The organism is Vibrio sp. SCSIO 43140, from assembly GCF_023716585.1.
In the GTDB taxonomy this organism is placed as follows: domain Bacteria; phylum Pseudomonadota; class Gammaproteobacteria; order Enterobacterales; family Vibrionaceae; genus Vibrio; species Vibrio maritimus_B.
The window spans coordinates 1181804-1204346 of the sequence record NZ_CP071851.1; the positions used below are offsets into that span (position 1 = coordinate 1181804).

At 45.9% G+C, this 22543-nt stretch carries 19 protein-coding genes; 5 read left to right on the forward strand and 14 right to left on the reverse strand.

Features of this window, described 5'->3' with window-relative positions; all coding sequences use genetic code 11:
* Positions 1-107 precede the first annotated feature (107 nt).
* The gene (locus J4N45_RS23815) at positions 108-1811 is read right to left on the reverse strand and encodes a protein adenylyltransferase SelO (RefSeq protein WP_252014868.1); all 1704 of its coding nucleotides are present in this window, start codon (positions 1809-1811) and stop codon (positions 108-110) included.
* 166 nt (positions 1812-1977) lie between these two features.
* Here J4N45_RS23815 and J4N45_RS23820 point away from each other — a divergent pair, with 166 nt between their 5' ends.
* Positions 1978-3156, forward strand: coding sequence for a multidrug effflux MFS transporter (locus J4N45_RS23820; protein WP_252014870.1), 1179 nt, complete (start codon positions 1978-1980; stop codon positions 3154-3156).
* A gap of 19 nt (positions 3157-3175) precedes the next feature.
* Here the strand turns inward: J4N45_RS23820 and J4N45_RS23825 are convergent, their stop codons facing one another.
* The 10 genes from J4N45_RS23825 to J4N45_RS23870 form a co-directional block, all read right to left on the reverse strand.
* Complete coding sequence (locus J4N45_RS23825; protein ID WP_252014872.1) at positions 3176-4177, reverse strand: substrate-binding domain-containing protein; 1002 nt, start codon at positions 4175-4177, stop codon at positions 3176-3178.
* Between the two features lie 53 nt (positions 4178-4230).
* On the reverse strand, positions 4231-5151 hold the full coding sequence (gene rbsK / locus J4N45_RS23830; protein WP_252014874.1) for a ribokinase: 921 nt from the start codon (positions 5149-5151) through the stop codon (positions 4231-4233).
* Between the two features lie 627 nt (positions 5152-5778).
* A complete protein-coding gene (gene rbsB / locus J4N45_RS23835) occupies positions 5779-6657 on the reverse strand; it encodes a ribose ABC transporter substrate-binding protein RbsB (RefSeq protein ID WP_252014876.1) in 879 nt (292 codons plus the stop codon).
* 78 nt (positions 6658-6735) lie between these two features.
* Positions 6736-7728 carry a ribose ABC transporter permease gene (rbsC, locus tag J4N45_RS23840; protein ID WP_252014878.1) on the reverse strand — a complete coding sequence of 331 codons (993 nt, stop codon included), beginning with the start codon at positions 7726-7728 and terminating at the stop codon, positions 6736-6738.
* On the reverse strand, positions 7725-9230 hold the full coding sequence (gene rbsA, locus J4N45_RS23845; protein WP_252014880.1) for a ribose ABC transporter ATP-binding protein RbsA: 1506 nt from the start codon (positions 9228-9230) through the stop codon (positions 7725-7727). The genes rbsC and rbsA overlap by 4 nt, the downstream gene beginning before the upstream one ends.
* 49 nt (positions 9231-9279) lie before the next feature.
* Complete coding sequence (gene rbsD / locus J4N45_RS23850) at positions 9280-9699, reverse strand: D-ribose pyranase (RefSeq protein ID WP_252014881.1); 420 nt, start codon at positions 9697-9699, stop codon at positions 9280-9282.
* Positions 9700-9992: 293 nt separating this feature from the next.
* A complete protein-coding gene (locus J4N45_RS23855) occupies positions 9993-11615 on the reverse strand; it encodes a putative bifunctional diguanylate cyclase/phosphodiesterase (RefSeq protein WP_252014883.1) in 1623 nt (540 codons plus the stop codon).
* Between the two features lie 243 nt (positions 11616-11858).
* Positions 11859-12428: a sugar O-acetyltransferase gene (locus J4N45_RS23860; RefSeq protein WP_042470253.1), complete on the reverse strand. Its 570-nt coding sequence runs from the start codon at positions 12426-12428 to the stop codon at positions 11859-11861.
* 129 nt (positions 12429-12557) lie between these two features.
* Entirely contained in the window at positions 12558-13250 is a 693-nt protein-coding gene (locus J4N45_RS23865) for a type 1 glutamine amidotransferase domain-containing protein (RefSeq protein ID WP_503056938.1), read from the reverse strand.
* 105 nt (positions 13251-13355) lie between these two features.
* Positions 13356-13973 (reverse strand): glutathione binding-like protein, encoded by a 618-nt coding sequence (locus tag J4N45_RS23870; RefSeq protein ID WP_252014885.1) that lies wholly within the window; start codon positions 13971-13973, stop codon positions 13356-13358.
* A gap of 154 nt (positions 13974-14127) precedes the next feature.
* Here J4N45_RS23870 and J4N45_RS23875 point away from each other — a divergent pair, with 154 nt between their 5' ends.
* Positions 14128-14706, forward strand: coding sequence for a TetR/AcrR family transcriptional regulator (locus J4N45_RS23875; protein ID WP_252014887.1), 579 nt, complete (start codon positions 14128-14130; stop codon positions 14704-14706).
* Positions 14707-14755: 49 nt separating this feature from the next.
* On the opposite strand, the gene gltS is transcribed toward J4N45_RS23875, so the two are convergent.
* The 3 genes from gltS to J4N45_RS23890 form a co-directional block, all read right to left on the reverse strand.
* The gene (gene gltS / locus J4N45_RS23880; protein ID WP_234496596.1) at positions 14756-15982 is read right to left on the reverse strand and encodes a sodium/glutamate symporter; all 1227 of its coding nucleotides are present in this window, start codon (positions 15980-15982) and stop codon (positions 14756-14758) included.
* A gap of 117 nt (positions 15983-16099) precedes the next feature.
* Entirely contained in the window at positions 16100-17119 is a 1020-nt protein-coding gene (locus J4N45_RS23885; protein ID WP_252014889.1) for a tetratricopeptide repeat protein, read from the reverse strand.
* A 9-nt stretch (positions 17120-17128) separates the two neighbouring features.
* Positions 17129-18454 (reverse strand): anaerobic sulfatase maturase, encoded by a 1326-nt coding sequence (locus J4N45_RS23890; RefSeq protein WP_252017237.1) that lies wholly within the window; start codon positions 18452-18454, stop codon positions 17129-17131.
* A gap of 215 nt (positions 18455-18669) precedes the next feature.
* Between J4N45_RS23890 and J4N45_RS23895 the strand changes: the two genes are divergently transcribed.
* The 3 genes from J4N45_RS23895 (at position 18670) to J4N45_RS23905 (ending at position 22331) form a co-directional block, all read left to right on the forward strand.
* Positions 18670-19479: a formylglycine-generating enzyme family protein gene (locus J4N45_RS23895; protein WP_252014890.1), complete on the forward strand. Its 810-nt coding sequence runs from the start codon at positions 18670-18672 to the stop codon at positions 19477-19479.
* A 122-nt stretch (positions 19480-19601) separates the two neighbouring features.
* Entirely contained in the window at positions 19602-21248 is a 1647-nt protein-coding gene (locus J4N45_RS23900) for an alkaline phosphatase family protein (protein ID WP_252017238.1), read from the forward strand.
* 135 nt (positions 21249-21383) lie between these two features.
* Positions 21384-22331, forward strand: coding sequence for a LysR family transcriptional regulator (locus J4N45_RS23905; protein ID WP_252014892.1), 948 nt, complete (start codon positions 21384-21386; stop codon positions 22329-22331).
* Positions 22332-22543: the final 212 nt, after the last annotated feature.

Sequence of the window (22543 nt, forward strand, 5' to 3'; positions counted from 1 at the left end):
TCCGCATCAAGTGCGGAATGACGATAAATTCAGCTTGAGTGATTCTTTCTCTTTGAGTGTACTTTGCATTAATCACATTTCTTGCTTGAGCAGTGCATCGTGTGAGCCTACGACGAACAACTATAATGCGTCACCCCACCCACATCAAAAAGCTCCAACGGTCTCAATTGATAAAACTTCCCGTCAACCTCTTTCGATTGCTCCCCATAAGGTCCACCAAACACATCTTGCAACTCATGAATCAAACCAAACTCCCCACGCTCTGCTTGTTTATACGCTGGCACAACTAACCACTCGCGCCAAGCATACTTAGGGTTCACGCGCTGCATTTGCGTCGATAACTCCTGCTCACTAAGGGACGTATCAAGCTTGCTTCTCCATTCCGTTAACCAGTCACTCCATTGATTCATCAGTTCCTCATCTGGAGACGTATAGAAACTCGGTTCAAGCTCAGATATGGTTTTAGGTAGGTGGGATAACTGGCGGAAGAAGATCGTGTAATCCACATGAGTCATCATCATTAGTTTAAACAGCTCTTGAAGAAGATCGCCGTCGAACTCTACAAGACCCAACTTCGCCGTCCACATTTCGCTCAGTTTATCGTGCATAACTTGTGCGAACTCATCTTGAATCTGGCCCAGCTGTTCTAGCGCTACCGAATCATCACGAATCAAAGGCATTAATGCCGAGCAAAAGCTTTCGAAGTTTTTCTCCGCAGCTTGAGGCTGGTTGAAGAATGAAAAATGACGACCACCGCCAGTCCAAGGCTGGTAATAGGGTTCAAAGCGCTCAACAAAACCAAACGGCCCGAAGTCGAGTGTGAATCCGCCTATCGCACAGTTATCGCTATTGAAGTTCCCTTGGCAGAATCCGACGCGCATCCAGTGGGTCACTAACGTTGTGAGTCTGTCTCGAAAAGCCGCAGCAAAGGCGAGTAGTTTTTCTTCGGCAGGTAATTTGGTATCGATTTGATCTGAATACTCACGTTCAATAGCATGGTCAACGATCATCTCTAGTTCACGCATCGCTTCAGGGTGAGCGTCGCTGCGTGCTCTGCGTCCAAACAGCTCTAGCTGCCCTACCCTTAGAAATGACGATGCTACACGAGTCGATATCGCCACTGGGTTTGAAACCATAATATCTGGGTTTTCTGAATGAGAACCCTCACGATACCAAGGTCTATCAACCTTTTCTGACTGAGAGGCAAACAAGCAAAGCGAGCGCGTTGTGGGGATGCCCAAGCTATGCATCAGCTCTTGAGCGAGGAATTCTCTAACGCTAGAGCGTAGTACTGCGCGTCCATCTGCGCCTCGACAATAGGGTGTAGGACCACCGCCTTTCAGCTGCATTTCCCAACGCTTATTGTTGAAGACACCTTCAAAGATAGACATGGCTCGTCCGTCACCGTATCCGTTACCCGTTTTGAATGGGCATTGTTCAATGTACTCAGTACCGTAGATAGAAAGCGCGTATCCCGTTGCCCAGCCAAACTCTTCCATTGGTTCGGGTACCTGGCTTAACTCACCAGAGAAAACGTTTCGGAACGCATCAGTGAGCGCTAATGCTTCCTCTAAACCAAGTTCTTCAAATAATGAATGGCTATGAGTAATATAAATTGGATCAGCAATAGGTGTGGGTTTTACTGGAACAAAATGTCCTGTAAATACCTGCCTTAGATTATGGTCATTTCCAGTGCCATCAGAGTCAGGGTCGCGGTTAAGCGACATCATTAATGAATAGTCTGCTGCTTTGGCAAACTCTTCAATAGTAGTGATTCCTTGGATCGACTTTTTCTGTGCTCGTTCACTCATCCTAACTCTGTAATCCCTTTGATAATTTTCAATTTCTGCCAGCATCATACGGACAATCTATCAATAAGTATGACTTTTATCTTAATAACTAGCCAACACTCAATCTATTAGCGTAATATGTCATACAAAACTCCCTCTCCTCTCTGCCATTTAATACGGAATCTCAATGACTCAAGGAATTCGCTATAAAGTCATTCTTCTCGCCTGCCTGATCATCAGCGTTGGTCAACTTAGTATGGGTTTAGTCTTTCCCTCTCTGCCTTGGATAGCGAAAGATTTCAACATCACTCTAGATGAAGCACAGTTACTGGTGGGTATCTACCTTCTGGGCTTTGGACCTTCACAATTTTTGTATGGGCCTATTTCTGACGCTATCGGTCGAAAAAAGGTATTGCTGACCGGTTTAGTTATCGCTCTCTTAGGCTTAGTGATGATCATCTTGATGCAAGACTCTTTCAAAGGCATGGTGCTTGGTCGATTCTTGCAAGGGGTGGGAACGGGTTGCTGCGCGGTACTTGCTAGGGCGTCGACGCGAGATCAGTTCAGCGGAGCGGATCTACCGCTGGCTATGTCATACATTGCAATGGCAGCCTCGATTACACCGGTTATTGCGCCTGTGCTTGGTGGATTTATCAACTTTCACTTCGGCTGGAATATGGTCTTCGTGTCGTTGTTTAGTTATGTGGCACTAGCATGGGTTGCAATCGCGATTCTGTTCAAAGAAACAGTGGCAGAGAAGTCATCCATACCCTCTCCTAAAAAGATGGTTATTCAGTATGGCGAGCTTCTACGCTCAAGTTACTTTATGAGCTTTGCCAGTATCGGTTGGCTCAATTTTAGCTTGATGATCACTACGGTCTCCGTCATGCCGTTTATCATGCAAAATCAAATTGGAATGAATTCCGATGAGTATGCGTTATGGGCACTGATCCCTGCCCTCGGTATGATTTGTGGTACCACAATTTGTAACCGTGTACGTCCAATCATAGGCAGCAAAAAGATGCTGTTGTGGACACCTGCTTTGCATGCCACCGCAGCCCTGTGGTTACTATTCTGTCCACTAGAGCCTATCTACCTCATGCTGGGGCAACTGCTTATGATCTTAGGGAATGGTATTGCGCTGCCTTGTGCACAAGCAATGGTTATGCTGCCTTATAAAAAACAAGCGGGCGCAGCGGCTGCGTTATCAGGTGGTGGACAGATGATCGTCTCTTCGATTGTCAGTATGTCATTGGTACAACTTGGATTGAGTCAACCATGGCACTTGTCTATCGTCATTGGGGTATTCGCGGTGATTACGCTGAGCAATGTTATTAGAGGGTTCAAGGTGGCTCAGCCCGCTTAAGGCTGAGCTTCGACGACTACTAAATGGTTTTTACGCTGTCACGTATCACCAGTGACGGTTCTAGTTGAACCACATCAGGAGCAAGATCGGTCTTATCGATTTTTGCCAGCAAGGTTTCAACCGCTGCTTTACCTAATCGATACTTAGGCTGATGAATGGTTGTAAGTGATGGGGTCATGTACTTAGCGATATGGATATCATCGTAGCCAATGATCGAAAGTTCATTGGGAACCTTAATTCCCTTGGCATGAGCAACATTGAGCGCCCCCATCGCCATCATGTCATTACAGACAAATAGTGACGAAGGCAGAGGCCCACGCTCAATCAAGGCTTCCAGCGACTTAGCGCCACCATCACACTCAAAGTCTGATTCGATGATCCAGTCTGGATTAATAGCAAGATGATGCTCTTTCAGCGCCTTCTTGTAGCCCTCATAACGCATCAAGGCTTGATGACGGTTAAGTGGACCCGTAATACACCCCACTTCTTTATGACCATTCTCGATTAAGTGTTTTGTCGCAAGATATCCACCCAGAAAGGAGTTATCTTGGATCTTGTCACTTTCGAAATGCATTGGTCCCCAGTCCATCACCACAACTGGGATTGACGGATACTGCTCAAAGATATCGAGTTTCTCACCTGCTAGTGTCGCACACATCAAAATCAGTCCATCTACACGCTTTTGTAGCAAAGTGTCGATAGAGGCTTTCATGCGCTCCGTATCACCTTCGGTATTACAAAGGATGAGATTGTAGTTTTGATGATAACAGCTGCGTTCGACCCCTTTTACTACCTCTCCAAAAAACGGGTTGGTTGAGGTAGTCACTAACATTCCAATTGTTCGTGTACGATTCATTTTGAGGCTACGTGCCAACGCAGAGGGTGCGTAATTGAGCTCTTTCGCTGCGTTGTTCACGCGCTCAGAAATCTCTTCACTCACGAATCGTGTTTTGTTGATGACATGACTCACGGTCGACGTTGAAACGCCCGCGAGCCTTGCTATGTCCTTCATCGTTGCCATTGGGCAAGGGTCTCCACTGCTTCTTGTTATGTTTATACGCTTAGAGTATGCCGCTAAGCTTGTTGAGCTAGAAACTCTTTTACTTCATTCAAGGTAGGAATGGAAGTCTGAGCGCCAAATCGAGTCACTGAAATCGCTGCCGCTGCATGAGCGAACACAATCGCCTCTTCGATAGGTTTTCCATCAATGAGACCAGTGGCTAGCGCACCGTTGAAGGTGTCACCTGCTGCTGTTGTATCTGTCGCCTCTACTTTGAAACCCGGGATACGCTCACCTCGACCATTTTGGCTAAGCCAAACGCCTTTTGAACCAAGGGTAATCATAACGATTTCGATACCCTTGCAGTGAAGCGCGTTTGCAGCTTCTTGTGCGGAATCATCGTCGATAACGGTAATACCCGTTAGGACTTCGGCTTCGGTTTCGTTTGGTGTGATGACATCAACACAAGAGAGCAGAGAGTCTGGTAGAGCTCGAGCTGGTGCTGGGTTGAGCACAACATTGGTCTTTGCTGCTTTAGCGACTTGCGCTGCGTATTCAATACCTTCGATTGGTGTTTCTAACTGCATGAGTAGGTAATTCGCGTTCTCTAGCAGACCTTTATGTGGCTCTACACGAGCTTTTGTTAGCTTGGCATTTGCTTCTGCGGAAATACAGATGCTGTTTTCACCACTGTCGGCTACTTGAATCATGGCAATACCCGTCGGTGTGCCTGGCTCTAATTGAACACCCGCGATGTTGATACCATCAGATTTGAATGCTTCGCGAATATTGATACCAAAAGCGTCATCGCCCACACAAGCAATAAAACCCGTATCGCCGCCAAGTCTTGCAGCAGCAACCGCTTGGTTAGCGCCTTTGCCACCTGGGATGACTTGATAGTTTCCACCATGCAATGTTTCGCCGGGGCGAGGGAAAGAAGGAACTTGCAGTACATGGTCTGCATTCACACTACCCAACACGATGAGTTTATTCATACTTTGTTCCTTTTTAACTCTTTTATGTAGATAACTTGGGGTTGCCTTTGGGTGGCAAGCCGAAGGTATCTGGTTGTTTATTGCGATGCGTAGCTAGCGTTAGTTCTCCCCCTGATAAGGGGGAGCTAGAGGGGGTAAAAGCGCTGAAGTTGAACTCACACGCAATACTCAAATTTGCTTCGCAAATTCAAGAGCCCCCCTCCTAGCCTCCCCTTGTAAGGGGAGGAACTACAGGCTGGCTACTATCGTCACCTCGCCTATTCGTTACTAGCTCTCAGCTCTCCCCCTGATAAGGGGGAGTTGGAGGGGGTAAATGCGCTGAAGCTTAACTCACACGCACTACTTATATTTGCTTCGCAAGTATAAGAGCACCCCTCCTAGCCTCGCCTTAGTAAGGGGAGGAACATTAGGCTGCCTCCTATCGTCGCCTCGCCTATTCGTTACTAAGCTCTTAGCTCTCCCCCTGATAAGGGGGAGTTGGAGGGGGTAAATGCGCTGAAGCTTAACTCACACGCTCCACTTAAATTTGCTTCGCAAATTCAAGAGCACCCCTCCTAGCCTCCCGGCTACGCGCCCCGCTTATATAGGGGAGGAACATCAGGCTGGCTCCTATCGTCGCCTCGCCTATTACTCAGCTACGACTTTAAGAGGTACTGGGATGTACTCTTCTACTTTTTCGCCTTTCAAGACTTTGTCAGCAGTCTCCACACCTAGTGCACCGATCATATCTGGTTGCTGTGCAATCGTTGCTGCTAGTTTGCCGCGTTTCACCGCTGCCATGCCATCTTCAGTGCCATCAAAGCCAACGATCATGACGTCTTTACCTGCCGCTTGAACCGCACGTAGTGCACCTAGTGCCATTTCATCGTTCTGTGCGAATACAGCTTGTACATCTGGGTTTGCAGCTAGTAGGTTCTCCATTACGTTTAGACCTTTAGTACGGTCGAAATCCGCTGGTTGGCTAGCAAGGAGTTCCATTTCTGAACCTTTTACTGAGTTCATGAAACCTTCACCACGCTCACGTGCAGCTGACGTGCCTGCGATACCTTCTAGTTGAATAACTTTCGCCTTCTCGCCTACTTTCTCCATGATGTAGTGACCTGCCATTTCGCCACCAACTACGTTATCAGATGCGATGTGGCTCACTACGTCACCACGGCTAGCGCCACGGTCAAGCGTCAGTACTGGGATGTTCGAGCGGTTTGCCATACGAATAGCATTCGATACTGCATCAGAATCAGTTGGGTTGATAAGAATTGCTTTAACGCCACGTACTGTTAAATCTTCAATGTTTGATAGCTCTTTGCTTGGGTCATTTTGCGAGTCCAAAACGATTAGGTTGTAACCTAAATCCTTGGCTTTCGCTTCCGCACCCTCTTTCATCGTTACGAAGAACGGGTTGTTAAGCGTAGAGACAACAATCGCCATCGTGTCTTGTGCTGATGCAGCTGTAGACATAGAAGCAGATAGCACGGCAGCAGAGATTAAAGTGGCTAGTTTTTTCATCGTTTTAGTCCTTTGTGTAGGGGGCGGCTCAACTCATTGTCGAGCCTGTTATTGTAAATAATCTAGTGTTAATCGAGGTTACTTGTTTTTGTTGTCCACCAGTACCGCAAGCAAGATAACCACTGCTTTTGCGATCATTTGGTAGTAAGAAGAAACATCCAATAGGTTAAGTGCGTTGTTCAAGAAGCCGATGATCAGTGCACCAATCAACGTACCCATAATTCGACCTTTACCACCCATCAAGCTGGTACCGCCAAGAACAACCGCGGCAATGGCGTCGAGCTCGTATCCCATACCCGCTGTAGGCTGAGCCGATGACAGACGAGAGGTAACGATAATGCCCGCTAGTGCTGCAAGCAGACCACAGATGGCATAAACACCAATCTTCACTTTGTCGACGTTGATACCAGACAAGCGAGTCGCTGATTCGTTACCGCCTAGTGCATAAACGTAGCGACCAAAGCGAGTGTGGTTAAGTAGATACCAAACTGAAGCGAATACGACGACCATAATCCAAACTGGAACTGGGATGCCCAAAGCGTAACCCGTACCAAACCATGCGAACGCGTCAGCCGTGTCGGTAAAGCCTGTAGAGATTGGACGACCGTCGGTGTACACCATGGTCACACCACGTAATAGCGTCATGGTAACCAAGGTGGCGATAAACGCCTGAACTTTACCTTTGGCGATGATAATACCGCTTATTGCGCCAAGAACTGCACCAGCAAGAAGCGCGGTTGGAACCGCGATCAATACCGGGACTTCCATCGCTATCAAACTGGCAGCAAATGCACCACAAAGTGCGAGTACTGAGCCCACGCTCAAGTCGATACCTGCGGTTAAGATGACCAAAGTCATACCCACTGCGATAATGGCATTCACAGAGGTTTGGCGAAGAATATTCAGAATATTATCGACGGTGAAAAAGTTCGGGTTTAGAAAAGACACCACGATAATTAGGAAGATCAGCGCAATCAGTGATTTTTGCTCAATCAACCATTCTTTATTGAAAAGAGGCTTCTTGTTTTCCATCTCGACGCTCATCTCTTTGTTGATGGTTTTGTTGTTCATGCTGCTTCCTCACTTACATTTTTACCGACAGCGCATGCTAGTAGTTTCTCTTGGTCTGCATCTTGAGCCATAAACTCACCACTTATATGCCCTTCATGCATCACCAAAATTCGATCACTCATGCCAAGTACTTCTGGCATTTCAGATGACACCAAAATGATGCTCATGCCATCTGCTTTAAACTTGTTGATTAGTTGATAGATTTCTTTCTTAGCACCAACGTCCACACCGCGAGTTGGCTCGTCCAGAATAAGCACCTTAGGCTTAGTCATTAGTCCTTTGGCAATGGCAACTTTCTGTTGATTACCACCAGAAAGATTGCCTATGATTTGGTCTCGAGTTGGCGTTTTGATGTTGAAGAGCTTGATAAAGTCTTCTACTGCAATCACTTCTTCACTGTGCTGGATCTGCATGCCTTTAGATAACTGCTCAAGCGCACAGATCGACATGTTTTCTTTAACGGACAATCCGAGTACTAAACCATCTCCCTTACGGTCTTCTGAGATATAAGCAATACCGTTTGCCAAGCCTTCTTGAGGGCTATCTGGGTTAATGGTTTTACCATTAAGAATTACATCACCAGACTGACGTTTCAGCGCGCCATAGATAATTTTCATTAGCTCTGTGCGCCCGGCTCCCATCAAGCCGGATACACCAAGGATCTCTCCTTGATCTAGGGTGAAGCTCACATTATCAACGCCTGGGCCCGTAAGATTTTTTACTTCGAGGCTTGTTTTACCGTGGACGGCATCAATACGAGGGTACTGCTCATCGAGCTTACGACCTACCATCATCTCGATTAGGGTATCTTCATCAGTTTCGGCAACGGTACGCTGCCCGATAAACTTGCCGTCACGAAGTACGGTAATGTCATCGCAAATCTCAAAGATCTCTTTAAGGCGGTGAGAAATGTAAACAATGCCGCAGCCTTGTTCACGAAGCTCATTAATGACACTGAAAAGGGATTCGGTCTCTGTATCTGTCAGTGCGTCGGTTGGCTCGTCCATAATGATAACTTTCGACTCAAACGACAGAGCTTTCGCGATCTCAACCATCTGTTGTTCACCTAAGCTCAACTCACCCAAAGGTGTTTTCGCACTGTGTTTCACGTTGAGTCTGGCAAGTAATCGGTCTGCTTCGGCGTACATTTCAGACCATAAAATACGTCCAAACGCATTGGTCTTTTCACGACCTAAGAAGATATTCTCCGCAATGGTAAGCTCAGGGATTAGGTTGAGCTCTTGGTGAATAATACTGATACCCGCTTGTTGAGAGTCTCGCGGTCCCTTGAACCCAGTTTCTTCGCCTTGATAGCGAAGCTCTCCGTAGTCTTTCGAGTAAATGCCTGTCAGCACCTTCATCAACGTAGACTTGCCAGCACCGTTTTCGCCAAGCAGTGCCATCACTTTACCTGGGTAGACGTTAAGGCTCGCTTTATCCAAAGCCTTAACACCAGGGAAGGCTTTTTCAATCTCGCTGAGTTGTAAAATTGGTTGCAGCATGAGGATGTCCTGTATATTTCGCTGAACTTAACTCGTATTTCGTGGCGGCTTAAAACACGACGCCAGCTTGGAAAATCACATTGGCATAAGGTGTACACTCACCTGTTCTAACGACTGCTCTTGAATCAACAGTTTTGGCTTTAAACTCTTCATGAGTAACATAACGAACAGTAATCTCTTTCCCCGTATTAGCCTGCTCTTGCTCTAGCACTGCGAGCAATGCGTTGTGAAGCTCTGGGCTCACTGCTTTAAACTCTTCAGCTAGAATCACACCTTCGATCTGAGCTTCTGATAGATAGACTTTAACGGTATCGATGAAGGCTGGTACGCCGTGAGTTAGGGCTAAGTCGATACGCTGCACTTCATCGGCAATCGGCAAACCTGCATCGCAGATCGTCACCTCATCGGTGTGCCCCAAGGTTGACACCAAATAGGAAAGTTCTGAGTTAATTAGGGCGCTTTTTTTCATTGTTAGTACCTGCTTCATGCGGCTTTATCGAGACTGTAGGGCTTGATAAAAATTCTTGGTCACTTTGCTGTTATCTTTTGTTGATAAAACAATCATCGAAACGTTTCGATGACAATCCTAGCGTAGTCTGAGTAAAGATCGATGCAAGTTGCATTTAAGTGTGACTCAGATCGCCCCATCGAAACGTTTCGATGCGTTTTTCGTGAAAGGTCTCAAATTGTAAATAGAGTGTCTTGGGGAGGAAATAAATAAAGAGCTAATCAAACGGATTGGCTAGATAAGCATCACGTTGATTAAAGGGCGTGTTCCACTTTCATACAAGATGAGATATGCGGTCCTGAAGCAAAATGACAACCAATAAGTTTAAGCGATTCTAGTTGCCCTTCGGTCTCGACGCCTTCAGCAATTGTCTCTATATTCAGTACTTTAGCTAAGCTAACGATGGCTTTTGCAACCTGCTCGACTGATTTGTCTTGCGCGATTTCAGCAACTAGCTGAGCACCAACCTTAAGCTTTTGTATTGGCAACTCACGAAGCTCGGAAATGGAAATGTGCCCCATTCCAAAATCTGCCACGGTTATCTGACAACCCAGTTCGACAAGTTGATAGAGCTCATCGACACAGCGTTTCTTCGAGAGCATGTCTTCAAATACTTCCAAAACTAAGCAGCGAGGTGGTAAGTGATACTTTTCGAGAATATCGGTCACTTCTTGAGTAAAGAGTCCATGTCCGAAGTTCTTCGAGGATACCTTAACCGCGACGGTTTTCAGCTCTCCAACTGAGGCGTATTTACAGGCTTGCTCGATAGTAAATAGATTGAGTTTGCGAATCAGCTGGGTTTCTTCTGCAATGGGTATAAACTCGAATCTATCGACCTCGCCAAACATCGCATCACTCCACTCAAGACGGCTCTTGTAAGCAACGACGTTTTTCAGCTCCAGATCGATGACGGGTAAAAAACTCACCTCGAGCTTGTGTGATTCTATGGCTTGAGCAAGACGTTGCGCCATCGCAGTTTTGCGTCCCCACTGCTCACCCATCGCTTCATCGTAACTCATCCAAGTCGTTTGGCACTGCTTGGCACGGTACATCGCGAGATCGGCTTGTTTAAGTAACAAGCTAGTAGGAATCGTCCTACTTACATTCGTTGTAATCCCAACAGAAGCTGAGCCACGCTCGGACTTGTTCCCCACCTCAATAAAGGCAATCGCATCCACAATATGTTGTGCATAGTGTTCTGCGCGCTTTTTCCCACAGTTAGGGAGCAAGGCAACAAACTCATCGCCTCCTAAACGCGCGACCAAACCATTGTCACCAACCGCTGCTTTAAAGCGCTTGGCTACGTTTTGTAGGAACAGATCTCCAAAGTCATGCCCTTTGCTGTCATTGATAGACTTAAACTCATTGAGGTCGATCAACAGTAGCGAATATGGATGGTTGGTAGATTGCTCATCTACTAAGAAACGTTGCAGGTGCTCAAAGAAAGACGTTCGATTTGGAAGTCTAGTAAGGGCATCAAAATAGGCGAGATCACTGAGTCTATCCGTTAGGTGCTTCTCTGACGTTACGTCTCGCTTAACTGCAATGAAATAAGACTGACCAAGGTAGTCGAAAGGGCTGATGTGGGCATGCTCGATAAACAGAGAGCCATTTTTCTTTCTATTTACCAACTCACCATGCCAATCCTTACCGGTTACAAGCTTGGACCACATATCTTGGTAGGTGGCAGAAGAGGTTTGTCCCGATTTGAGGAACTTAGGGTTTCTGCCAATGACTTCATCGCGAGTATAACCTGTCAGTCGAGTGAACTGTTCGTTGACGTACTGTATGCGTGCAGTGTCATCAGTAATAATGACGGCAACCGAAGCGCTTTTCAGTGCTGATTCCATCAATCCTAACGACAACTCAAATTCCATAAAACGTAACGCCTAGCCTAACTTCTAACAGTCAATATCAATAAGTAAGGGAAACATAATAAAATTTAATGGAACCAACATCAAACAAAACGTCAAAAACCTGCTGTTTTAACAACATTTTTTTGACGCACTAGAAACTAATCGTCTTTGAGACAGCAACTTGGAGAGCATAGTCGCCTAACATTGTGACGGTTAGACGAACTATGTATGGATATGCAAAAGAGAAGAAGCGTTTAAAACGCGCTAGTCATTATCAATCTGTTTAATGACGCGACATGGGTTACCTACCGCTAAACTATTTGCTGGAATGTCTTTGGTCACAACGCTTCCCGCACCGATCACGGCATTATCGCCAATGGTCACACCAGGACAAACGATAGCGCCACCGCCAATCCAGACGTTATTACCTATCTTAATTGGTAACCCGAACTCAACTTCATCTTCAACTCGACCTTTCACATCGAGTGGATGTCCCGCGGTATAGATCTGTACATTCGGCGCAAACAAAACGTTATCACCAATCTCAACCACATTAACGTCTAAGATGACACAGTTAAAGTTGGCATAAAAGTTTTCACCAACGTGAATATTCTCTCCATAGTCGCAGCGAAATGGCGGCTCTAAATAAAGACTCCCCTTTCTGTTGGGAATTAAGGCCTCTTGCGCTTCTTTCCACTCTGGTGTGTTAGGGATACTATCGTTTAGCTTTTTGAGAGTGTGACGACATTGGACTCGTGAAGCCAGCAACTCCTCATCCCATGCTAGATAAGGTTCGCCAGCAAGCATTTTTTCACGTTCAGTTTTGGTAGACATCGATTTCTTCCACTTATTGTAATTACGATAGCATTCAATGATTAACAATCTATGACAATGTCAGAAATTTGTCAGATAAGCGCGGTTATTTCATGGTATCGCTAGCGTCGTCACACTATGTGTTGGAGTCTAATTATTGGCAATCAAGTTCAGAATTGCTTGCGCAGCGGCTCGCGAGCTAGCGGGGTTTTGACCAGTGACCAGCTTGTCATCAATCACAACATATTCTGCCCAATCTTCAGCCTTGGAATACGACGCTCCGAGTTTTACCAGTTCATCCTCGAGAGAGAATGGAACCACATCAGTAAGACCGACAGCTGCTTCTTCCGAATTGCTAAACCCAGTGACTTGACGACCTTTAACCATAGGCGTTTCGTCTTCATTAGCAGCGTTAATCAACACGCCTGAAGCATGGCATACTGCCCCAATGGGCTTATCATCGCTGTAGAAATCATCAATCAAAGTAACGGAGTCAGGATCGCAGGTAAGATCCCAAAGAGGCCCATGTCCACCTGGGAAGAATATGGCGTCATAATCGCTTGCGCGTGCTTCGACTAGCCTCAAGGTGTGCGACAGGTGTGTTTTCGCGACGTCGTCATTTTCAAAGCGTTTTGTCGCTTCTGTTTGATAATCTTCGTCTTGGCTCTTGGGATCGATGGGAGGGTGACCACCAGCAGGAGAACACAGTGTGATATGAAGACCCGCGTCTTTAAAAACATAATACGGGGCGGCAAACTCTTCTAGCCAAAATCCTGTTTCTTCGTTGGTATCACCCATACGACGATGCGATGTCAGGACCATTAGGATTTTCTTTTGAGCCACTCGATACTCTCCACTAGATGTATACATTAAACCTAGTGAAAAGCTGAGAAATTTCAAATACAAGGGGAGCCGATAACCGACTCCCCTATCATATTGCTGGGCGACTTAACCTTGTAGAGCAGGTCTGGTTGACACTTTATCAAACCAACTTTTGATGTTCTGATTAGATTCAAACACTTCAATCTTCAGTGCATTGACCGCAACCACTACAAAGATATAAGCGCTGATATCAGCGACACTATAATTCTCTGTTGCTACGTAGCTTGACTGACCTAGTTGCTTATCTAGTTTCGGTAGAAACAGCTCTACACGGTGCTTCGCTTCTTTACCCCAATCCTCAACACAGTTTTCTCGGTCGCTGTATAATCCAGTTAAGTTTCTGAATGCTTGAAACGCATTTTGAATACCATCGATTTCAACGATGCGGTTCCACATTTCTACCTTAGCGCGCTCTAACGTATCCTGACCAAACAGGTTTAAATCATTAGGTGTGATTTCATCAAAATAGCGACTGATAGCCACGGTTTCGCTTAAGTGCGTACCATCATCAAGCTCTAGCAAAGGCACTTTACCGTTCACGCTTTTGTCTTGGTAACCCCGCTCTAAGTTATCCCCTTCCCTAACGTTAATTTCGACTCGCTCCAAATCCGTAACACCGATTTCACGCAAGAAAAGGTTAAGGCGTTTACAGCTTACCGTCGCCGCTTGTTCGTACAATTTCATGGTTCGTCCCTTTTATCTAACCGATCGTTTAGATATACTCTATGCAATAACTAAACGATCGGTCAAGAATTAATTTCCGTTTCTGCTCAATATGCTTGTACAATACAGGTTGCAGTTTAGCAGTAACGAAATGAGCGTTTTATCTGGGGTTTGTATGGCAAGAAAAGCTAACTTTTGTAAACAAGAAAAGCTTGAGCAGGCGATGGCTCTGTTCTGGAGCAAAGGCTTTGCCAATACCTCCATTAACGACCTGACCGAAACGCTCGCAATCAACCGCTTTAGCTTGTACAACACCTTTGGTGATAAAGAGACTCTGTATTATCAAGCTCTCGACAACTACCTAAGTTCGATCTCCTTTCCTAAATTAGAGCCTTTGCGAGCTAGAGATGCGGATATAGATACGCTGGAAACCTTCTTAGTAGGCTTTGCTGAAAAGCAAAAAGAGAATACGTGTGGCTGCTTTATTCAGAATGCCGTGGTCGAACATGCCGGCGAGAATCAAGAAGTCTTAAAGCGCAGCGATGCGCTATTCAACACCCTACAAACTGCAATAGTAGAAGCGATCACAAGCGCCCAAAACCAGTCACAGATAAGCCGAAAACAAGATGCAGAGTCACTGGGACAGTTCGTCATCTGCCAGATGCAAGGGATGCGAGTACTTGGCAAAGCAAAACGCTATCAAGAGATTGATACCGCCACACAAGTACTGCTCCAATACTTAAAAAGCGCATAAAAAAAGACGCCTTTCTAGGCGTCTTTTTCTTTCACAACTCATTCTAGAACTAGGCGAGCACGCCCATAAAGTAAGGGATAATGAACGCGTTAGCCAAATCAATGAAGAATGCGCAAACCAATGGAACCACAATAAAGGCTTGATGCGAGTTACCGTACTTTTGCGCTACGGCTGACATGTTTGCCATCGCCGTTGGTGTCGAGCCCAATGAGATGCCACCAAAGCCAGAACAAATAACTGCTGCATCATAATTTTTGCCCATCGCGGGGAAGATGATGAACAGGTTCACCAAAATAGCGACGATGAACTGAGCACCCAATATCGCAAAGATAGGTCCAGCCAAATCAACCAGCGTCCACAACTGCATACTCATCAGCGACATTGCCAAGAAAGCACCCAGAGACATATCCGCAATCAAAGCGACTGCTGGCTTATTGGCAGGCCAAGTAGTCCCGGTAATGCGCGGATAGTTGTGCGGTACGATGTTAGAAAGAATAATACCTGCGAACAGACACGTTACGAATAACGGTAATTGAAGCCCAAGGTATTCCACACCCTCGTTAAGAAACACACCCACAATAATACAAGTGTGAATCGCCAACATGGCATCTAGGAAGTCATAAGAGGTAATTTTCGGCTCAGGTTTGTCGTCTGCAACACCAACGTCTAACGCTTGATCCTCAGCAGGCTTCAAATCATGACGTTTAATTAGAAATTTAGCAATTGGACCACCCATGATACTTGCCAGTATCAAACCAAAGGTTGCACTCGCAATACCAATTTCCATCGCAGTATTCAGACCGAACTCTTCTTGGATCCTAGGAGCCCACGCGATTGCTGTACCATGACCGCCGATCAGTGAAACCGTACCACTCAATAGCCCCGCCACAGGCTCTAGACCAAATGCCGTCGCCACCGTAATACCCGTCAGGTTTTGTACAAGCATATAGCCAACCGTGATCACCAATAGAATGATAAGCGGCTTACCACCCTTCATTAGGTCCCCAAGGCTTGCGTTAATACCTATCGTCGTAAAGAAATAGACCAGCAACACGTCTCGAGCCATTAAATCAAACGACACTTCAAGAGACGTGGCCATGTGGAATAAAGCGAACAGTACCGAGAATACAATACCGCCTGAAACAGGCTCGGGGATACTAAACTCCTTTAGAAACCCCACCACCTGGTTAAGTCTGCGTCCGACAAATAGAACAATAATGCCCATCGTCACCGCTAGAAAAGAATCAATATGAATGACACCGTCTTCAATCAACATAAATCTACATCCTGTAACAAATTTCTAACTACAGGATGCCCTTAATCAGAACGCTATCCAACTCTTTTCTAATTAATTTTTTATTTTGTTACACATCGCTCAAAAAGCATTCAGCAACTAGTTTTGAGCCTTAAGTTGTTCTATGACATACGGAGGCGCAACATTTCCCAACTCCTCTAAACACACATCTGCTTTAGGATGGTCGTGGCGAACGTAAATGTCACACACCGCATAAAGCTGCTCTGGCGCCCCGGAAATTAGATACGCTTTTTCAAAAGAATCCGTCGCTTTTTCTACGTCCAAAGGCTCCTGTAATACGCCATTTAAATACCAGTAATAACTGTTACTTGGCGAGAGCGTCGTTGCCTTCTCAATCGCCACAGCGGCTTGTGCTTTTTCATCCATACGTACCAAGGTTAGCGCTTTCGCGTATTGCAACTGGCCGGACTCAGCGTTTTGCTCAATCGCTGTATTAAGCACGTCCAGCGCTTTTTGATCTTGAGACTGAGCTCGATAATTATCTGATAGGCTCAAAGACGCCTGCGTAGATAATGAGGGTTCGGCAAGCAGTGTTTGATATAGTGCTTCGGCTTTATCCCATTCTTTGTGCCAACGGTAGACATCGGCTAAAAGTAGCTGGCTGCGCTTTCCTGACGGCTTTGAAAGGTACTCAATCACCGTAGGATAATTCTTATTGATAGCTTCTTGCTGCGAGTTCGTCATTGTCGAAAAGTCCGGAATCAAACTTACAACGGCAGCTACTTGTACCGACTGCTCAGGGTCTGATAGCAAAGGCGAGACTAACTTCCAGCGGTACTCAAATTGGTATGGCTTGGCACCAACGATGGCAGCTTCTCGAATATCTGCATTACTGTCCTGAAGCGATCTGGTCACTGCCACCAGCGCGTTTTGGTTGGGATACTGGCTAAGCTCATGTAACGCGTCCACGCGTCTCTCTGCACTCTCACTCTGATTTTGTGCTGTGTATGAAAGTCTTTGAATGCGCTGCTCGGTCGATTCAGCCTGATTTTGAGTGGTGGTTGTGATTGGTGCTTGCTGTTGCGTGTCGGTTGCCAAAGCAACTTGGCTCATTGAGGCAACAACAATGCCTGCTAGTACTAGTGGTCTCAATTTCATCGTTAGCTCCTAGAATTTTGGATTAAAACCCGCGCCTTGCGCTGAGTTTGCCGTGCGAATCACTTGGTCACTGTATTTCCCATGAGCCACTGGATTTCCCGTCGCACGGAGTATGTAAGCTAACGCCCTGTCAGCGTGAGAGAAGAATTTCTTCCAACCTGCGCAAAGGTAGTTAAGCCCAGGCTCACCACTGCGCGTTTTAATAAATCGGTTCTTTGGACATTCACCATAACAAGCGAACTGATAGTCACATTGTTGGCATTGGCTCGTTAGAGTGCGTGATTTAGCAAAACCAAACTCTTGCTGTCGCTTGCTGTACGCCATCTCTTCAAGGCTGTCTGTATCGATATTACCGATTTTGTATTCTGGGTAGACGTAATGGTCGCAGCTAAAGACGTCGCCATTTGGCTCCATCGCTAAGCCCTTGCCGCATAGCGAGCCTAGAGTACAAAGTGGGTTCTTGCGCCCCATCCATGTTTCGACACTCGCCTCAAAATACTGAACAAAAACTTTGCCTATGTCCTTTTGCACCCACTCATCAAAAATCGCGATAAGAAAGTTGCCCCAGGCTTCGTCCGACACACACCAAGGTTCCATTATTGAGTTTGAGTTGCCTGGAATAAGACGTTTATCGCCTTGTCTTAACTGCTCGCTTGATAATCCGGTCTGCGGCGCATCGGTGCGAAACGTCTTTTGCTCCACAATAGGAATGAACTGCATTTGAGGAGAACGCACCTCATCACGAAGAAATCGATACACTTCTAACGGGTTCTTACTAGTTAGATTGTTCACACAAGTTAACGTCGCAAAACTCACGTTGTATTTATGCAGCAGTTCGACCGCTTTCATCACTTGTTTATGCGTACCGCGACCAGCGCGGTTGGTTCGATAGGCATCATGCAACATTTGAGGACCGTCGATGCTCAAGCCTACCAAGAAGTTATGCTCTGCCAAAAACGCGCACCATTTCTCATCAAGTAGCGTGCCATTGGTTTGGAGGTCATTTGAAATTTTCACACCGGAAGGCTGATACTTCGCCTGCAACTCGACAATTTTCTTGAAGTAATCGAGACCAAGCATAGTCGGCTCGCCACCTTGCCAAGAGAAGATAATCTCAGGGGTGTTTTGTCCCTCAATATAATTTTTGATGTACTGCTCAAGCATCACCTCATCCATTTCTGGAGAGCAGCCTTTTTTGTACTCAAGTAGATCTTGTTTACTCAGATAATAGCAATAGTTGCAATCGATGTTGCACACAGCACCAATCGGCTTTGCCATAACATGCATTCGTTTAGATGGTCTTCCTTGAAACTGTGGTCCTTGTGATAGCTGCATAGGTGACGACGTATTAGAAGAAGTTGAGCTCGCAGTAGACGAAACTGACGATGTCGCATTAGCGCTCGAAACCATAGAAATAGACCTTTAATCGGATGAACAGACCCAGTTTATCCCATGTACAAAGCGTGCTTTGTTATAGTGCATATAACTAAATGGAAAGTGCTCTGCGGTTACTATTTACTCGACTTAATTCATTAATGAGAGCACTGAGCATGAACGATCATCTAGAGGAAAAGCAGGCATGGAACGCGACCAAATTTTTAGCCGTTATCGCCATTATCGCATTGCCTATTTTACTCTCAGGATGCGCGACTCAACCTGACCACCCTATCGCACTCAAAATAGAAAGCGACATGGTGCTCGTCGAAGGTGGTGAGTTCACTATGGGATCAGACGACCCAACGGCAGCTAAGTCAGAGCGCCCTGCTCATACTGTAAAGTTAGACAGCTTCTACCTGTCCAAATTTGAAGTCACACAAGAGCTGTTTGAATCCGTTATCGGTTCATCGATGAGCTTCTTTCCCGATCCAAACATTCCGGTGAACAACTTAAGCTGGCAGCAAGCCAACTACTTTGTTGAGAAGCTCAACGAGCTCACAGGCGAAAACTACCGCCTACCAACTGAAGCGGAATGGGAGTTTGCAGCCAAAGGTGGCAACCTATCCCAAGGCTTCACGTATGCGGGTTCAAACAATATTGATGATGTTGCTTGGTATGCTGGTAATGCAAACAACCAAGCTCACCCTGTGGGTCAAAAGCAGCCTAACGAACTTGGTCTTTATGACATGACAGGTAATGTTGGCGAATTCGTTCAAGACGCCTTTGATGACGGTTTTTACAGACTCTCTCCAGTTGAAAACCCAAACAATGCCAAGCACTCAGATTCTGGGCTATCCCACAAGTCTGTTCGAGGCGGCAGCTTCGCGTATGACGCTGATGAATCGGAAAATTTCCGTCGTGACTTTGCAAGCCAATCTATAATTATGTCGGACATGGGACTACGTCTTGCGAAGGACAAATAACACTAACTAACGATTTAACGTCATGGCAAGGATTCTATATGAAACAAAACTCGCGTCACAACACAACACCTCGACTTAGCACAAGCCTACTAGTGACAGTGTCACTAGTAGGCGCCATTTTTATGACTCCGCAGGCATTCGCTGAGCAGTCAAAGCCTAAACTCGTGGTACAAATTACCGTCGATGGGCTTCGAGCCGACCTTATTGAGCGTTATAAGCACAACTTCTCTGAGGGTGGGTTTCGCTACCTAATGGATGAAGGTGTCTACTACAAAAATGCGCACTATCAACACGCTAACACAGAGACGATTGTTGGGCATGTATCCCTCGCGACAGGTGCTCCGCCATCGGTACACGGTATGGTAGGTAATGTATGGTTTGACCGTGGTCTTGATCGTCTTGTCTACAATGTTGAAGACCCTAATTACTCCATGCTAGCCACCGGGGCTGGCGTTGATAAATCGACTGAAATAGACCCAACCCAAAAGGCTGCGGCTGGCGATGGGCGCTCTCCTGAGCCAATTATGTCGACCACATTCAGTGACGAGCTGGTTATTTCAAATAATGGTCAATCGCGTGTATTTTCTGTTTCGGTGAAAGACCGTGGCGCTATCTCACTGGCAGGTCACAGTGGTAAAGCGTTTTGGTTTTCTAAGGCGCAATCTGAGTTTGTGACCAGCAATTACTATTACGACAGCAACCCAATGTGGGTCGACCGCTGGAACGAAAAAGCGATTCCTACTCGCTATTCAGGTCAGCGATGGGAGCTCACTCTTCCTAAAGAAGAGTATTCTCTGCAAGAGCGAGTACAAGATCAGAAAGTTGACTTGGGTGGGTTTGCTCGTACTTTCCCACACCCCTATGGTCCGGCATCCTACAAGTATTATTCAACCATGCTAACCGTCAGCCCTGCGGGTGATGAAATTACCGCTGATTTCGCTAAAACTCTAATGGCGCAAGAAAAGCTAGGAGCTGGAGAGGCAACAGACTATCTCGCGATCAGCTTCTCTTCGAACGATTATGTGGTTCACTTGTACGGCGCATCGAGCCTTGAGACTGAAGACAACTTGATCAGACTGGATAAAACGCTGGCCGACCTTTTCAAACACATCGACAACTCCGTTGGGCTTGATAACACCCTCATCGTACTATCTGCGGACCACGGCGTTCCAGAAGCAGCGCCAACTCTGAACACCCTTGGCTTCAGACAGCCATTTTACTTTAATAAGGACAACCTGCTTACAGAAACTCTAATGAGCAAACTCAAATCGCAGTTTGGTCTTGGTGAAGACATCATTAAGCTCTACGCCCAGCCCTACATCTACCTAGATCACGAACTCATCGCTGAGAAGAAAGTGTCACTAAGTGATGTGCAAAAACTCATCGCACAAGAGGTGATGAAGGTTGAAGGCGTTGCGGCAGCGGTAACAAGTGAAGATATTGCCAACAACCGCGTGGCAAATTCTCGCGTCAATCAGCTCATTAGAAACAATTACCACCCTCTGCGCTCGGGCGACGTCTACATGGTGTTTGGACCACGAACCTATATCAATGATATGGACGGGCTTACCATTGCCTCCACACATGGTTCTCCATGGAGATACGACACTCACGTGCCAATTATCTTCGCGGGCAACAAGCTCGAAGCGAAAACCGTGACAAGACCCGTTACGCCTTACGATATCGCTCCGACATTATCTGGCTATTTAAACGTCAGTACACCGAGTGGTGCGACGGGTGACATGCTAGAAGAAGTCGTAAAACACTAAAGTTACGATTGGGCACTCGACACGCAAAGTCGACGTGCCCTCTTTCCTTATCCCTTACCTTTAACTATTATGTAGACGAATCATCAAGTTAAAGCGCTATTACGATTAAGTGCTGTCTGCATAAGGCGTATCTCCATGTCTATCACTTCTCAATTAAGACTATTTGTCGATGTCGTGCAGCAAGGCTCATTCGCCAAAGCTGCCTCGCTGAATAGCATGGACAACTCCTCCCTTTCCAAACAGATAAAGAAGTTGGAAGAAAGTTTGGGTGTGCAGTTACTGAATCGATCGACCCGTTCCTTCTCGCTTACCTCAGCAGGAGAGGATATTCTGGCAGAGACGTATCAGTTAATTGATACGCTCGATAACATTCAAAACATTGCGGATTCCTATCAATTCGAGCCTAAAGGGATGATTCGCATTGTGTCGGCGGTCTTTCTTGGTCAGCAATATATACAACCTGTCATTACGCGATTTATGCGCAAGTACCCCAACGTTCAAATCGTCTTGCACCTAGATGACAAACGCACTGACATAATAGCCGACCACTATGACGTTGCCATTCGTATGGGCAAACTCAACGACTCCAACCTGATCGCTAAAAAAATCGCCAATACTAACTTTGCAGTCATTGCTTCTAACTCCTTTGTTGAAGAACACGGTAGGCCCGTAACGCCAGAGGCACTGGTTAAACTACCTGCAGTGATTTATAACAACGGCAACGTCTGTCTAGATACCTTCAAAATGAGCCATGAGCCCAATAGCAAAGAGCTACGCTCCTACAAAATGCAAGGAAACTACAAAGTGAGCGATGTAAGAACCTTAATGGGTGCGGTTCGTGATGGCATTGGCTATTCAGTTATTGATTTATTCAATCTGGAGAAGCCTATTGATGAACTAGGATTGGTTCCACTGTTAACTGACCATACGTTATCTACATTGGATACCGGTATTTACGCTATTTACCCTCATAGAAAACAAACACTTCTTGTCTCTGAGTTTATTAATGAGGTTAAAGAATACATTGGCGAACCGGCGATTTGGGAAAGCTTTGTACCGGACTATCAACTTATGTACAAATAGTAGTTAGCACGTATCATTCAATAAGAATAGTCTGACAAAAATTGGTTCAAAAACCCATCACTCAGAAAAACAATCAGTTACAACACTCCCTCCTTTAAACACCTAATTATCAATAATTTAAGAAATAAACCCTTCTATAAAACTTCTAAATATCCGTCTCATTTTTGAGACGTTCCATTTTTCCAATAGCAGTTTCTTACGGCGTGAGAAAT